This window comes from Reinekea sp., assembly GCF_046710285.1.
Classification (GTDB): Bacteria; Pseudomonadota; Gammaproteobacteria; order Pseudomonadales; family Natronospirillaceae; genus Reinekea.
Genome location: NZ_JBKEGY010000012.1, coordinates 80247 through 96482 on the forward strand (window position 1 = coordinate 80247; position 16236 = coordinate 96482).

Below are 16236 nucleotides of genomic sequence, written 5' to 3' on the forward strand. Positions count from 1 at the left end.
CTGTTATTGAAATAACGTGGTTGGCACCTGTGCCAGCCACTGCTCTGCTAGCCATTGGTGACCTATGTCACTTGGGTGCACCCCATCGTGTAAATATTCTTCGGGCTTATTTTTAACCACCTTTTCAAGAGACTTCTGTAAGCTTAACCATTGCACTTTTTCTTGGTTGCATACCTGCTTGAATTGTAAAAATAATGATGTCATTTTTGAGAACCAGTGCTCATCTACTTCACCACATACTAGCGCCACGGGTTCCATGACAATAAGCTGCACCGTTCGAGTTTTCAGCCTAATGATCAGCTCTTCAAATCGCTGAACTATTTCTTGCTCATGGTAAGGAGAGTGTTGTTTAAAGGTATGCCAAATATCGTTTATACCAACCATTAAAGTGGTTACATCGGCGGTGAAGACCTCTTCTGGCCAAATGTCGGAATCAATTAATATATCGGCTGTTCGATATCCAGAAAACCCTCTATTCCAAACACTGTGATCAGAGAGTGCAGTTTCTGCTAATATTTTCACCCATCCATGACCAAGCGCAGCTTCCGTGCCGGCGTATTTTTTCGAGCGTTTTCTGTTGCTATCTGTTACCGAGTCACCAATAAAAACAAAATGCTTCATGTTCGAGTTAACCTATTCTTCAATCGTTGGGTAGTGCGGTATAAAGCTTTGATGATTTAATTCAATGACACTTAGAAATGGCACAGGAAGTGATAAGCAATCATGCCAAGGGCACGATAGCCCCAAAGACAATAGCAGCCTTATTACTCCTGCATGTGTCACCACACAAACATCTTCATGATTATCGCCGAAACCGCCCCAAAAACTTTCTACACGCTGATAAAACTGAGCTAAATGTTCACCTTCTGGGAATTGAAAGTTGGTTGGATTTTGCGCCCAGTCATCTATCTGCTGCCGAGGAATTCCGCTCCAGCTCTGTTGCTCCCACTGGCCAAAATTTACTTCTTTAAGCAAAGGCTCATAGTTTATTGGTATTTCTGTAAACAATTGTTCAGCGAGCAGTGAGCAACGTTTTAACGGGCTGGAATATACTCGCTTAACGTTCTGTTTAAAAAAGGATTTTATCTTCTGCGCGGAATGCGCATAGGGAATTGTCGAATCTACGTCAGACTGACCGTAGCACACACCGGCCAATGCAACCTGATCATGGCGAATTAAATACACGCTAACCAACTCAAGTAAATCGCCACTTCAACTGACTGCTGAATCGCCCCCAGTGTATCTCCGGTATAGCCACCCAATTGCTTCTTTAAAATTAAAATCCAAATAAAACAGACCGCTAGTGACGCAACTATTAACGTGCCGAAAATAGCGAAATGAACAAACAAAAAAGCAGGAACTAGCACTAACCCTGACAGAAACCATTTAAAAACAGAAATTTTTTGTGCGACCGGTTTGGCTTTGTTCGGTTCTACACGAACATAATCACAAAATACCATCGTCAACATTGCAATCCAACGACTCAAACCGTGTGCAACCAAAACCACCAGGAGGACATTCACGGATAACAGTTCTATTAACGCTAAAGCTTTAACCCCAAGAATAAAAAACAACGCTAAAGAGCCGTAGGTCCCCAGGCGAGAATCGGTCATAATTTCTAGCTTTCTCGAACGCTCAAAGGCACCGCCTAAGCCATCAAAGGTATCGGCCCAGCCATCTTCGTGAAATCCACCGGTCAATAAAAAACTAAAGCCCAACGACAACACCACTGCGATAGACACTGAAAACAATTGTGCACTTAACCAAAATACCAGTAAGTTGAGCGCCCCCACCAACAACCCGATTAACGGAAAGTAGTACGAAGTATTGTTCATGGCCTGTTCACTATAATTAGGGTGATCAGGCACAGGAATACGCGTAAAGAAACCAACGGCTAACAAGAAATCACGAATCATGACTCACTGATTCCGGCCGAACTAAAGGTTGCCATATTATTCAGCATAGCCACTGCGCACTTAAGAATTGGATAGGCCAGTGCTGCGCCTGTGCCCTCGCCTAATCGTAATTGTAAATCTAGCAATGGTTTGGCCGAAAGTGCGGTTAACATTTCGGTATGAGCTGGCTCTGCTGAGCGATGTGCAAATACCCAACATTGGCTCAAGCCTGGGTTGTCCTTTTCAGCTACCAGAGCGGCAATGGTCGAAATAAAGCCATCGACAATCACAGGCGTACGCAATTTTGCAGCGGCAATTAAAAAGCCAACCATTGCGGCAATTTCAAAGCCACCAAACTCAGCCAATGCATCTACTGAAAGCTCAAGTTTACCTGCCCGCGCCAGAGCGACTTTAATGACATCAACTTTTAATGCCTGCTGGGCTTCATTTGCTCCTGTGCCCGGACCCACTGTCTTGCTTGGCTCTATATCTAATAAAGAAGATAACAAGGCAGAAGCACTTGTCGTATTGCCTATACCCATCTCGCCGATCATTAACAAGTTATACCCTTCGTTTACGGCTTTTTGCGCGAGCTGCTCACCCACTTGCATCGCCTGTTGACACTGTTGTTTGCTCATCGCTGGTTTGACTTTAAAATTCTCAGTACCACAAGCAATCGCGGCATGTTGTACGTTTGGCCAACGTACATCGCCATTAACTATTCCCATGTTAATAACATTCATTGCAATGCCGTTAGCTTGACAAAAGACGCTCATTGCGGCGCCACCGGCAGCAAAATTAGCCAGCATTTGCTCGGTGACCACTTGAGGGAACGGGTTCACGCCTTCTGCACAAACGCCGTGATCGCCACCAAATACAAATGCGGCGGCTTTATCAACATTCGGATGTTCTGTGTTTTGAATGAGCCCTATTTGCAAAGCCAAATGCTCTACTTGACCTAAAGCGCCAATGGGCTTGGTTTTATCATCGATGGCAAACTGTAACTTTGTTGTGAGCTCTGAAGAAAATTTAATTTGTGTTGCGGTCATTTCTTACCCTTTATACGAATGCGTTGCCTTTCAGCCACACCGGAAAGCCTGAAAAATTTGTAGCAAAGTGAGTCGCTTGCTTCGCAATGGTCTGATTTAACAAGCCAAGCTCATCTACAAATTGACGTGTTAGAGCATCAGCGCCAATAACGCCGAAGCCGCTTTCATTGCTGACAATTATGGTCGGGGATGTTCGACGTGAGAGCGCTTCAAAAAATTCATCTATTTTAGCATTACGCTGCTCTGGCACCTCTACAAGTAAATTAGTCAACCATACGCCAATACAATCAATAACAATTGTTTGATCGGCTTGAGTGTCTAGATGAACAGCTAAGTTTATAGGTGCTTCAATGGTTTGCCAATGGGCTGGGCGGTCTTCGATATGGCGCTGTATTCGACTATTGAATTCATGATCGAATCTACGCGCTGTTGCAATCAAGATTGGATTTTCAGAAAAGGAATCTGCGCAGCGGCACGCCAAACTGCTTTTGCCTGACTTTACACCACCCGTTACTAACACTAGTTTTGTTTGGCTCACGTTGCCCACTTTAATAAAAAATGAACATTACAGTTATCTTATGAAAACGGTAATGTTACATTTATTGATGATTAATCGATCGATTTTAATGCCAAAACCAATACACCTTTACCGGTGAGGTCTTCTTGCCATTCAAAAGGCTCTATTTGAGTCTGCGCGATTAACTCAGGCACTAAGGCATTTTCAAGTCCACTCATTAAACCTGACCTCATATATGGAAAGGCTCTTATTCCGGGTCCACTGATGATCACTTTTTCTGGGCTGATCAACGCTAGGATATTAGCGATTCCATAACCCAGAACTCGACCTGCTCGCTCAAAAAGAGACAATATATTTAGGTCTTTGTTTTCTGCCATTTGGTTCAGCAGCAGCATCTCGGATTCACTTGGGTGCAACTGATCGACCCGAGGCAATAAACTCATAGCACTGGCATCATTATACAACGCATAATCACTTACATAAGCCTCAATACAGCCACGCTTGCCACATTGACATTGGGCTCCATCGGTTTCGTATTTGGTATGACCAAATTCTGATGCCGCGCCATGATGCCCAGAATATAAACGTCCGTTTAGAATCATCCCCATCCCAACACCGTAACCCAACATTATAACAACATAATTTTGCAGCGCTTGGTAAGCAGGTTGATTCGAAATGGCGATAGCAATACAGTTAGCATCGTTAGCCAAGGTAACTGGCAATTGGAAATGCTGTTCCAATTGTTGAGTAATCGAAACATGACGAAAAGATAAAGCAGGGCTCCAAACAATGTCACCCTTGTTTGTATCTACAAAGCCTTGTACAGCCACACCAATAGCTTTGATTTTACTTGACTGAGAAGAAGGCAGTGCCGATATAAAGCCGCCAATAGTAGTCTCTAAGCTTAATAAAAGCGCACTTTCATCAAATTTGAGTGTTTGTACTTCTATGATTGATTCATTAATAATATTGCCTTTGATGTCTCCTAACATGATACGAATTTCGTTCATAGATAGCTTAACACCCAAAACCAATACGGAGTCTTTAACTAAATCGATTAAAACTCTTGGTCGACCACGACCTACAGCCGGACTTCCATCACCGGAGACTTCCTGAATAATCCCGTCGTTGATCAAGTCAGCCGTAATAGCCGTCACAGTTGCTGGACTTAAGTTGACCAACTTACGTAGATCAACTCGCGCCATCGCACCCCTAGAGCGCAAGGTTTCTATAATTTGCTTTTTATTCTCTTGGCGAATCTGTTCTGTATCCGACTTTTTCACACCCGTACCTTTATAAATGACAACCCAACCGCCTATTAAAATATTTCTAAAAATTAAATACTACTAATAATATTGTTTAATTACATAAAATTAGGCATTTTTTTACCAAATTGCCTTTTTTTCATCAAATTCATGAGTCTGGCAGGGAAATGGCGAGATTTTCAACCCAATTTAATTTGAGATATGAAATTAAATACCCAAAACTTTATCCATAACACGCGCCGCACTTAAGGTGTCTCTCCAGGGCATTACGCTAGATTGGATTTCCCCCTGGGCAATCCTCAAGTTTACTTCACGAATTTGGTATTCAAACCCATTACAATCAAAGGGTTGGTTAAAACTAATTGCCTCGCCCTCGTTAGGGGTTAAAATCACTTTAGTCGCCCCCCAAAACATAGCAGGAACGCGAATATTTGCTTTGGTACCATGAATAATAAATTCATTGTCATAATTGGCCGTAAAGCTACATGAAAATTGACTCAACACATCACCATATCGAAGCCAAACAGACGTTCGTTCGTCCACTCCGGTTTGCCCTCTTAACACATCAAATCTAATCGAATCTGGATCACACGCCATAACGTATTGCGATAAGGAAATATTATAAACGCCCATATCTAGCAGCACGCCACCAGCCAACTCTGGGTTGAGCAAACGGTCTGACTCCTCTCGGGGCACCTTAAATCCAAAGGTAGAGTTAATAAATTGAATATCCCCTAACTGCCCAGAAGCAATCCATTGCTTTACTTGCTGCCATACCGGTAGGAATCGACTCCACATAGCCTCCATTAGGAAAACATGTTGAGTTTGAGCTAAATCAAATAGTTCTTGCGCTTGCTCAGCGGTAACCGTTAAAGGTTTTTCACACAACACTGCTTTTCCCGCGAGCAGGCATTCTTTCACTGCGTCGTAATGAAAATTATGCGGATAAGCGATGTAAATAACGTCTATTTCAGAGTCTGATAACAATGCCTGCTTCGAGGCGTAAACTTGTGGGATATTGAAATCATCGGCAAAGCGTTGGCCTCGTTCCAGGTTTGAGGAAAAAACACCCTTTATTTGACTATTTTCGACAACGTTCATCGCATTGGCAAAGTTCATTGCGATTCGCCCAGGCCCTAATATTCCCCACTTGGTTGTGTTCATCTACCTTCCTCGTAATGGCGGCTTTTAATACCTAAATACCAAATACATCGCATCTGGCTTATTTACAGAAAGGGTTATAATGAACCAAATTTAATTCATCTGTCAAACTAATTACCAACAAATTGTGATTACCAATAAAGGATTGAATTAATGAAATGAATGGGTCGTGAACATCTAAAGCTCCGCCCAACGCGGAGCCTTTTGGTGGCTTAGAAGGACAAGCGCATGTAATCAATTTCGACATCGCCATTAATATCTATTGCTTTGCCGTTTGCGACCATTTGCAAACCTAGTCCTATGACTTGCCCGTAGTTGAATCCACTTTCGACATAACCAAAGCTAAATGCTGGCGATACATTGGTAATGGTTATCGGAGTAAAAACATCAGAAGCAAATGAGGCGATATTCATGGTATTAAAATAAACCGACTTACCCGATGCGTCTATTAACGTTACTTGAAACCAAACTTTGTCGTCATCTTTGTAGCTTTGAGCCACTTTTAATGACAATGAAACATCAACACCGTTATAGATATTTTTCGCTGTGAACCCGTTGTATTTGATGCGCAATTGATCTGCATTGGCATTGCCCCAAATGGGTGAAACCACCAAGGAGCCGGCAACTGCATTATGACTCAAACTTGCAGTAACAGAACCCGCATCGGTTGACGTTGCCCAACCGGTAATATCATCCGTAAAATGTAAATCAACATCAGTCAATGCGGCCGGCGTCAGCGATGCATTATCCATTTCAATGGCACCAACCACTGAGGTTGCTTTGCCATTCGCAATAAACTGCACGCCAATCCCACGCACTTGCGTGAAGTCAAAAGCCCCATCTATATAGCCAAAGGAAGTGGCAGGGTTAATATCGAGTGCTTCCAGCGTAATAAACTCACCACTGGTGAAGCCATTAACTTGTGTCCAACCAAGATAAGCGGGTTTGTAGTTAGCATCTTCTAAGAATAACTGTACGACTAAGTTGCCGTCAGCGATATACGCTGGGTCTACTTTAACTTGTACTTGAAGGTCTGCTCCGTTGGTAATATTCAAGGCAGTAAACTGCTGATATTTGACTGTAAACTGGTCGGTTGTTGCGACCCAATTTGGAGTAATGGTTAATACTCCGTTTGTATTGTCATGAGTTGGTTGTACATCATAATTAGCGTAGGTATTGTCGTTGTAGGCAGTCCAGCTGCCGGAAGCATCAGCTATTCCATTGGTAAAATCATAACCAAAGGCAGTTGCGTTACTGACTAACGGATCCGAATCTAAATCATCTTCAATGCCATCGTTGTCGTCGTCGGTATCTGCGTTATTTCCAATACCATCACCGTCGGTGTCTGTATCTTCGTTAGCATTTTTAGGAAATGCGTCGTCAACATCTAACACATTGTCGTTATCATCGTCAGTGTCAGCGTTATCGCCTTGCATATCACCATCATAGTCAGCCCATTCATTAACGTCGAACGGGAAAACGTCAATTAAGTCTCCTCGACCATCACCGTCAGTGTCGATGACGCCATCGCCATAAATTTTAAATTCACCAGACACATGCAATAAGCCCATCATATATAATAAGCCACCGTAGTAACGCCACTGCCCTGCTGGCTGGCCTAGATCCCACAGTTGTTGCATATAAGTTTGTCGATAATCACCATCAAAAATTATCGCACCTGCTGCATTCATGGCTACTTGCCCCTGTGCTTTATATTCAACTAAAGGAGTGCCATCAAGTTCGTTAACCGACTTATATTCTTGCCCATCAACAGCATCAATCGCCGCGAAATGATCTAGGTTTCTATTTGCCAATTCATGCATGGTTGCATCTTTACTTACCCACATGTAGTCCATCATCAAGTTTGCAATAACTCGATGTGAGTCAAACGCAGCTCTATGACTGTCAGCATTAAAAGTAGTGACTTCCGGCGTACCATCAAAAGCGGCATAGTCGGAAAACAAACCCGTTGTTGGGTGGGCATTCGTTGGTAGAAAGTCGCGCGATACTTGAGCTGCGTCGTGCCAATACTGATTATTGTGATCGGCCCAAACGGCCCACAATTCATAAAAGGCCATCGTGTGATATGAAGGGTCAGTATACTGTTCTAACTCTTTGGTATTAACGAACGTAATCATCTGATTTTCTGCGTTCATCAGTGGGTAGCTGGTTGTGTTTTCTTGCTTATGAACCATTCGCTCTAACAATTCGTTCGCTTCGCTTTGGTAGTCAAAAATTCCGTCATCACTACCCCATCGGTTATGTGCCATAAACAAGGCTTGGACGAACCACTCTTCACCATCGGGTGCTGGGTTAGCATCCAAAATATCATAAGGCGCTTCATTGCTTAAATGCCATGCAAAAAATCCCTCTTGATCTCCAGAGGTATGTTGCATTTTGGTTTTGGTGAATTTCCAAATTTTATTGAACGCTTCTTGATCGTCCATCATCAAGGTTATCATCATGCCGTAAGACTGACCTTCTGAGCGGATGTCACTGCTATCGAAAGCGTTGATGAACGCCATATCATCGCCCACCGGATACATTAGGGCGAAATCACCTTGCACCGCGGCATCATCAGGCGCAACACCCGTTACGCTCGGTTCGGAATAAAAATAATTTTGATAGACTTGTTGAATTTTTTCTTGAACGTCAACTTCACTAGCAATACCTAATTCAACAAACCAGTTTTTGTAATCACCCGTAAAATATAAAGAGTCATCGGCGAAAGAGTCAATTATGGCTTCAACAACTGACTCATCACGAGGAGTTGGAAAGGTAATTGGAAACTCAATTTCTGGCTCAGGTTCTGGTAAAGGACTTGGGTCAGGTTTTTTTTCAGGACCACAAGCTGTTAAAGTCAATGCTAATACACTCACCAAAAATAAAGGTGACTTAACCTGTTTCATATATTTTCATTTTGTTTTTATTTTTCGAAAACGACTATTGTCTAGAAGATATATTAAGCGGCATTGACTTTATTAAACACTACAATATATTGGAAATCGATTATGAAATATTAACTAACCTGAGAACAGGCTTTGAGTTTACCATTACATTGAAATGATCTGAATGTGGATTGTTCCAATACGATAGTTAAAAAAAAGGCGCGAATAAATTCGCGCCAAAACAGAAAAAACACTATAAATTTAAATATTCAAAATACTCAAAATCGGCAGAACGCTTTTGACCTGCCAAATCTTGGCAACAAATTCCAGAAAACGCACCCGTAAAATTAGAACCCTCTCCAGTACCAGCTTCATCACTCAGAATACTGGCATCTAAACGAACATCAATTTTTTTCCAATCTTCACCATCTATAGACCAGCTAAAATAGAGTACGGAGTAGTCTATGTTAGCGCGTAAGTATAGGGCGCCACTCTGAGGAATTTCAAGCTCATTTAATTCATCGTACAGGGGAAACTCAGAGTTCCACGTCGCTCCGGCAACACAACTCATAATGCCAAGGCGACGTCGATTTTTAACTTCGTCGTAACTCACATACAAATAATGGTATTTGTGTGTATTGTAATAACAGACTAAACCCGCCATTTGTTGGTAGTCTTTTGGATTAAACTCCATTTTCGTAGACGCTTGATATTTAAAATCGGTTTGCCGTAAAGCAACCAACGAACTTCGGAAGGTAGACCCTAATGATTCGAAACCTTTTAATCTTAAATATCCGGGCCGTGAATTCAGATCAATGAACTCTTCAGGGTATGGATTCCGTAGCCATTGAAAACGAATATCTAACACAGGTTCGTTAAACTCAATGCGTGCTTGCTGCATTTCGAAAGGCATTTCTTGCGTAATGGGAACTTCAACTGTTGTCAACGGTGCTGCACTGCCATGCGTAAGCACCGGCCAATCGTTTTTCCAAGTCATCATCTGTAAAGAGGTTTCTCGGCCTAATGGAGAGCGACCGCTATTACGCATAGGTCGTGAGCACAAATGTACAAATACAAAATCACCATCAGGCGTATCACAATAAGAACCATGACCACTGCGCTGTAGATAATTGTTGGGATGTTCCTTTGACGTAACGAGATAAACAGATGGCATCAGCTCATACGGCCCTTTCAAATACCGCGAACGTGCTACTGTTTCAACATGTTCGTAGCTAGTACCGCCCTCTGCAGTAAACAGATAGTAGTAACCGTTATGTTTATAAACGTGCGGTCCTTCGACCAACCCGTGGGAACTGCCCTTGAAAATATTATCGATAGGTCCAACCAATTGTTTTTTATCGTGGTCATATTCTTGCAACAGTATACCGCCAAAGCGGTTATTGGTGTGGCGATAATCCCACACCATATTCACCAACCATTTTTGTCCATTGTCGTCGTGAAACAACGATGGATCAAAGCCACTACTATTTAAAAACACTGGATCGGACCAATCTCCATCTATGGTGTCACTGGTAACTAAATAGTTATGGGAGTCTTTAAAATTTCCGTTCAGGCGTTTCACATCAGTATAAATTAACCAAAACAAACCATCACTATAGGTTAAACACGGTGCCCAAATACCACAACTGTCTGGGTTACCTAGCATGTTCAATTGCGCAGGGCGATTTAGTGGTCGCGAAATAACACGCCAATTCTTTAGGTCTTTGGAATGCGATATTTGCACACCTGGGTACCACTCAAATGTCGACGTTGCGATGTAGTAATCGTCGCCGACTCGGCAAATAGAAGGATCTGCATTAAAACCAGGTAAAATTGGGTTGGTAACAGTAAGAGTCATTTAATTATCCTTTGACGGCGCCTTGGCCTAGTCCGGCAACAATATATTTTTGTGCGAGTAAGAAGAATGCGATTGCAGGAACAATGGTGACTGTTATGTAACCCAGTACCAGATTCCACTTAACATCATATTCTGTTCGAAATTGCATAAGACCTAAAGTCCAAGGGTTGTTCTCGGGCGAATTCAACAGGATGAGCGGCATAGTGTAGCCATTCCATGTACCTACTAAAATAAACACGCCAACCGTTGCTAAAATCGGAGTCGACAATGGCAACACAATTTTAAAGAAAAACCGACTGTAACCACAGCCATCGACCATCGCAGCTTCAAATATTTCTTTAGGCAATTGTTCGAAAAAACTACGGAAAAACAGTACTGACATTGCAATACCAAATGCCACTTGCGGTAAAACCAACCCTGCCGTGGTATCGAGCAAGTTGAAGTCACGCACTTTAATAAATAGACTGAGTAGTGCAGTGGCGACTGGAAACATCATCCCACTAATCAGATAAGAATAAGCAAACTTTTTGCCAAAAAAATGAATGTGCGAAAAGGTGAACGCTACCATTGCAGAAATCAGCATGGTAAATATGATAGTAAGCGTGGTATACCACAGTGAGTTACCCAGCATTTGCCATAGCGTGGGGTTTTGAAATATTTCAATATAGTATTGAAGATCCCAAGATTGCGGTAATGCAAATGGATTTGCACGCAATTCGCCCGGTGCTTTAAAGCCACCCGTAAAGGCAGCGTAGAAAGGTATTAGCACCAAAGTACAGGTCGCAAACAAGAATGCCAAACGCATTGCATTAACAACTGGTCTCGCACCTACTTCTGTCGATTTTTTACGAGAAAACATAACTCACCTTAATCCTTAGACATGACGTATTTTTGATACATAAAGGCAAACAAAACACTGACTGCAAAAATAATGACCGCGACACTACTACCGAAACCAACTTTCATTCGGATAATCCCATATTGATACAAATAGCTGACTAGCGTTTGAGTTGAATTACTTGGTCCCATATTGGTCAATGGCACCACCATTTCAAAGAATTGTAACCCGCCGATTATTGAGAAGAAGACAGATAATTTTACAGCGTGTTTGATAAGCGGTAGTTTTACACGAATAAGAGTTTGCCACCAATTGGCGCCATCTAGCCGAGCAGCTTCCAATAGATCTTTTGGAATACCCTGTAAACCTGCAATATAAATCATCATGTGGTAACCGGTGTACTTCCAAAGTACAACTAGTAGAATTGAATTATATGCCGTGTCTTTGTCAGCTAAAGGATAAAAGTTTTCCCACCCAAGGAGCTGTGAAATTTGACCAACAAGACCGTAGTCACCGTCGTAAATATAACGCCATAACAAGCCGGCAACAATATCAGCTAAAATGAATGGCATAAAATAAACGAGTCGAAACATGCTATTCCCGAAACCTTTTTCGGCAACCAGCATTGCAATACCTAATGCAATAGGTAACTGAATAACTAACGACAACAATATCAACTTGAACGTATTGTAAACTGCCGTATGAAATACTGAGTGATTCAAAACCTGAATATAGTTTCTCAAGCCAACAAACTGGCCGGACTCTGCAATATCCGTCATACCTTGCCATTTATAGAAGCTGTAATAAAAGGCTTCAGTAATTGGTAAAAATACAAATATTGAAAAAAGTACTAAAGCTGGTGGTAAAAAGAACGCCAGTGTCGTTAAACGACCACCAACATTGCGTTGATAAATCCAATTTTGCAACTGCTCCCAACGACTTAATGATTGCGCACGAGTTCCAGACATCATATTCTCGCTCATAATGATTGCCAAACTAAGTAAAGTAAAAAGAAATTAGAGGGAAGTTAACCACCTCCCTCTTACAGGTAAAATTAACGAAGCTCCCAAGCTTCCTGTAGCATTTCAACCGCTTCTTTTGATGTTACATCACCACTTGCCATTGAGGCAGAGAAGTCATTGATTGTGCCACCAATATCTGCACCTAATGCTTGGTCCCACCATACTTGGTGCCATTTGGCCGCCGCAATGTTCTCAGCTATTTGCTTAAGAAACTTATCTTGAACCGCACTACTTGCGCCTTTGGTAACAGGGATAACGATCCCAGCCGCGGCTAAACGCTTCTGTTGATTTTCACCAACAAAGTATTCCATCCACTTAACTGCCGCGTCAGTTCCGCCGTCTTTAGCAAAGGCAAAACCATTTACACCACCTAGGGTGTCACTACCACGTCCTTTACCACCTTTAACTGCAGGGAATGAGAGCAAGCCAAGCTTATCGTCAGTGATACCGACTTTATCTTCAGCGTTGTCGCGTTGTACATTACGTTCCCAATCACCCATCAAATGCATTGCTGCTTCGTAGTTACCCATTTTTGTCGATGCTTCGCCGTATGTTGCCGCCGCATAACCAGGTTGGAATGGCTCCAATGCAACCAACTGAGCAAACAATTCACCAGCTTGAACATAAGCAGGGTTATTCCAATCTGCTTTTCCATCAACGGCATCGTTAAATAGATCTTGACCGCCAGTACGCATAGCTAAATATGTCCAATAAAAATGTACAGGCCACTTATCAGCACCACCTAAAGCCATAGGTGTAATACCTGCAGCTTTTAGCTTTTTAACTGCATCCAAAAGATCATCCCATTCTTTTATTTTTTCGGCATCTACACCAGCTTTAGCAAACAATACTTTATTATACCAAAATCCGCCTTGCGCCAATGTGTAAGGTACGCCGTACACTTTTCCATCATGACTAAATGCAGAGATACCACCTTCACTTATAATCTCTTTGAATCCTGCTGACTTAGCGGTTATGTCATCCAACAATCCCGCAGCTGCACGGTCAACAAAGTTACCACCACCCCAACTATAGAAAATATTTGGCCGATTTTTGGACTGCAATAACGTCGGCAACTTTGCCTTGTATTGTTCGTTTTCCATAAATTCCATTACAATGTCAATATCTGGGTTTGCTGCTTCGAATTCAGCGGCAAATGTGTCCCACAACTCTTGTTGTATTGGTGTATTCTGGTTATGTAACATGGTGACTGTTTCAGCGCTAGCCGCGCCAATAAAGGTCATAGATGATATTATTGTTGTTAATGCTAGGTTCTTTAGAAGTTTCATTTAATTCTCCTGTTATTGTTATTGACATCAATTCACTCAGTTATTGAGATTTTCAATGTTGATGAACTATATAAAGTGTACTCGCTTTCCTGCGCTGATATATTGCAATAACAACCAATTACATTATGAAATCTAACTACCACGACACTAATAATCCGTAAAATTCAACAATGAATTAGTTGCTTTATGGATGCTTAAAAAACATCAAAAAATCAAGTTTCATCCGTGCCGATAAAATTCGACATAGCCATAAAACCTAAAAGGAAAGGAAAACAACAATCAATTCCTATTCCGTTTCAGTTCCCTAATTATTTTTCATAACCCTTCTCTAGTTAGGGTTTAACTGAAAAATAATTTTTAAAAGCATTCGTACTCCAAGCAATGGCTTGCGGCTAAAAAATAAATAACAGTAATGCTATTCTTAAGTTTTAATTAATTGAAACCGCTCAAGCAAGCCTGTCAATGTATGTGAAATTGCATTCAAACTTCTGGTCTGATCTAACAGCGCTTGAGATTCATCCGACACCCTCTCACTTTGAGATCGAATATCTTCCATATTTGTAGACAAGTGTTTAGAGGTTGCAGATTGTTCCTCCGTAGAAGTTGCAATCGAATAGCTCATCTCACTTACAAGGGCGACGTCTTTGACAATACTTTTAAGCCCATCACTTGCTTCAATCGATAAAATAACACAATCTTTAGCTGTCAATTGACTTCGCGCGACAGTTTCTTCGACATTATTAGTTTGAATAAATAATCGTTCAATCATAGATTTAATTTCGTTGGTGCTTTGCTGCGTTCGTGTTGCTAATTGCCGAACTTCATCCGCCACAACTGCAAAGCCTCGCCCCTGCTCCCCAGCGCGAGCTGCTTCAATAGCTGCATTGAGTGCCAATAAATTGGTTTGTTCTGCAATACTCTGAATGACCGTTAAAATAGCTTCAATTTGTTTTGACTCCTGTTGCAAAATAGATATCGCACTACCTGTTTCGCCAAGTTCGTTATTAAGTGTTTGTATACGATTTTGGGTTTGGGATACATTTTTTTGACAAATTTGCGTAAATTTATCGACTTCAACTACCTTTTGTTGAGTTGCTTCTGCATTTTGTGTTACTTCAGCGATCGCCTGTTCCATTTCACGAACTGCACTGGTCATAGTATCTATTCGAAGCGCTTGGTCTTTTGAAAGCATACTGGTTTTCGTACTGGACTCCTCAGTTTGATTACTAACGACAGATACTTCATTTGCATTGAGCGCAATATCACTTAAAACATCATTCATTTGTTTGGTCAGTCGATTAATACCAACTGCAACCTGCTCTAATTCATCTCCTTGACCTGTTTTTAGTTTAACCGTTAATTTACCATCTGCTATTTCAGTTAAACCGAAAAGGATAGCTTTTAAAGAACGGCGAATACCTTTTACGATGTTGATTGAAATTAGAATGACCAGTATTGACGCTACAGTTACAAAAATTACAATAGTTTTTTGTGCTGATTCTATATCTTCTTCTGATTGTTTCTGAGAATCTAAAGCTGCCTTATATATATCTGTCGCAAAGTCAGACATTAAATTTATGGCTCTTTCTATTGACTCGGATTGATTTTCAACCAACAGCTCTATTTCAGCTTCCAATTCAAGTCGTTTCAAATAATTAGGCACCATACCGTCTACTTCAGAAATTTCCGCTATAAACTGCCCTAGTAGAGGTGTAAGTGCTTCAGTTATTTTTGGGTAAGCCTTACTCATTTGTATAGTTTTTTTATTCAAATAATTTAGGTGTCTATCTAGGTTTGTTTTATGGAGCCAAACCTCATCCAGATTAAGTGTTCCTGTTAGCTGTTTTAGTAAAACATCTGCACTAGAGGCTTGATCACTAAGAAAGTCCAAATCACCTCTCAAATCTTCATTGCTTTGTGCTTCAGAACGTTTAAGTCCATTTAACGAGTTTGATAAATCACCATAAAGACCTTTAACACGAGTAGATTGATCTGCGACTTTCGCTACATAGTTAACCCAGTTTCTGTGCTGTGCTTGCAATTCAGTTATTTGATTAAAGGTTTGATCTGCTGCATTTTTTGTAAGCGATAGTCGAGTTAATTGATCATTATTATCTTTAACTAAATGGCTTAATTCATCCAGCGCATCCTGAAAACTATGAGCTTGATCTAATGATTGTTGTGCCAAAATATCTAGGCGATCTAAATTGGTTGATTTAGTAAAGTCGCTGCTGTGTCGTATAGAATTTTGTAGCGCAATACTGGCCTGATTTGATAATTGCAATAATGAGGAGTAATGGCCTGCGACTACTTGAACTTGTACACCTAATTGATTTTGTGCATTGATCGATATTAGTGACAATCCAAATATCAAACACAAGAGTAAGATAAAGCCTACAGATACGCGTTGAATTATACTGAGTTTCATTTGCACCTTCTTCTTATTAATATATC

Annotated in this window: 13 protein-coding genes; all 13 read right to left on the minus strand. The window is 41.3% G+C overall.

From position 1 onward, the window contains the following. Positions 1 to 3: 3 nt before the first annotated feature. The 13 genes from ACI882_RS10195 to ACI882_RS10255 all read right to left on the minus strand — a co-directional run bounded on the left by ACI882_RS10195 (position 4) and on the right by ACI882_RS10255 (position 16210). Positions 4 to 621 (minus strand): GDSL-type esterase/lipase family protein, encoded by a 618-nt coding sequence (locus ACI882_RS10195; RefSeq protein ID WP_411745399.1) that lies wholly within the window; start codon positions 619 to 621, stop codon positions 4 to 6. Positions 622 to 633: 12 nt separating this feature from the next. Beyond that, positions 634 to 1185: a histidine phosphatase family protein gene (locus ACI882_RS10200; protein WP_411745398.1), complete on the minus strand. Its 552-nt coding sequence runs from the start codon at positions 1183 to 1185 to the stop codon at positions 634 to 636. Further along, positions 1176 to 1916 carry an adenosylcobinamide-GDP ribazoletransferase gene (gene cobS / locus ACI882_RS10205; RefSeq protein ID WP_411745397.1) on the minus strand — a complete coding sequence of 247 codons (741 nt, stop codon included), beginning with the start codon at positions 1914 to 1916 and terminating at the stop codon, positions 1176 to 1178. Before cobS ends, ACI882_RS10200 begins: the two co-directional genes overlap by 10 nt. Beyond that, positions 1913 to 2944, minus strand: a complete 1032-nt coding sequence (gene cobT / locus ACI882_RS10210) for a nicotinate-nucleotide--dimethylbenzimidazole phosphoribosyltransferase (protein ID WP_411745396.1) — start codon at positions 2942 to 2944, stop codon at positions 1913 to 1915. Before cobT ends, cobS begins: the two co-directional genes overlap by 4 nt. Before the next feature lie 10 nt (positions 2945 to 2954). Then, positions 2955 to 3482, minus strand: a complete 528-nt coding sequence (locus tag ACI882_RS10215) for a bifunctional adenosylcobinamide kinase/adenosylcobinamide-phosphate guanylyltransferase (RefSeq protein WP_411745395.1) — start codon at positions 3480 to 3482, stop codon at positions 2955 to 2957. 71 nt (positions 3483 to 3553) lie between these two features. Beyond that, positions 3554 to 4744, minus strand: coding sequence for an ROK family protein (locus ACI882_RS10220; RefSeq protein ID WP_411747023.1), 1191 nt, complete (start codon positions 4742 to 4744; stop codon positions 3554 to 3556). A 189-nt stretch (positions 4745 to 4933) separates the two neighbouring features. Continuing rightward, a complete protein-coding gene (locus ACI882_RS10225; RefSeq protein ID WP_411746017.1) occupies positions 4934 to 5890 on the minus strand; it encodes a Gfo/Idh/MocA family protein in 957 nt (318 codons plus the stop codon). Positions 5891 to 6099: 209 nt separating this feature from the next. Then, positions 6100 to 8796, minus strand: coding sequence for a glycosyl hydrolase family 8 (locus ACI882_RS10230; protein WP_411746016.1), 2697 nt, complete (start codon positions 8794 to 8796; stop codon positions 6100 to 6102). A 232-nt stretch (positions 8797 to 9028) separates the two neighbouring features. Further along, positions 9029 to 10633: a glycoside hydrolase family 43 protein gene (locus ACI882_RS10235; protein WP_411748469.1), complete on the minus strand. Its 1605-nt coding sequence runs from the start codon at positions 10631 to 10633 to the stop codon at positions 9029 to 9031. A gap of 4 nt (positions 10634 to 10637) precedes the next feature. Further along, positions 10638 to 11492, minus strand: coding sequence for a carbohydrate ABC transporter permease (locus ACI882_RS10240; protein ID WP_411748470.1), 855 nt, complete (start codon positions 11490 to 11492; stop codon positions 10638 to 10640). An 8-nt stretch (positions 11493 to 11500) separates the two neighbouring features. After that, positions 11501 to 12454 carry a carbohydrate ABC transporter permease gene (locus tag ACI882_RS10245; protein ID WP_411748471.1) on the minus strand — a complete coding sequence of 318 codons (954 nt, stop codon included), beginning with the start codon at positions 12452 to 12454 and terminating at the stop codon, positions 11501 to 11503. Between the two features lie 71 nt (positions 12455 to 12525). Then, on the minus strand, positions 12526 to 13782 hold the full coding sequence (locus tag ACI882_RS10250) for an extracellular solute-binding protein (RefSeq protein ID WP_411748472.1): 1257 nt from the start codon (positions 13780 to 13782) through the stop codon (positions 12526 to 12528). Between the two features lie 421 nt (positions 13783 to 14203). Continuing rightward, entirely contained in the window at positions 14204 to 16210 is a 2007-nt protein-coding gene (locus ACI882_RS10255) for a methyl-accepting chemotaxis protein (protein WP_411746889.1), read from the minus strand. Positions 16211 to 16236 lie beyond the last annotated feature (26 nt).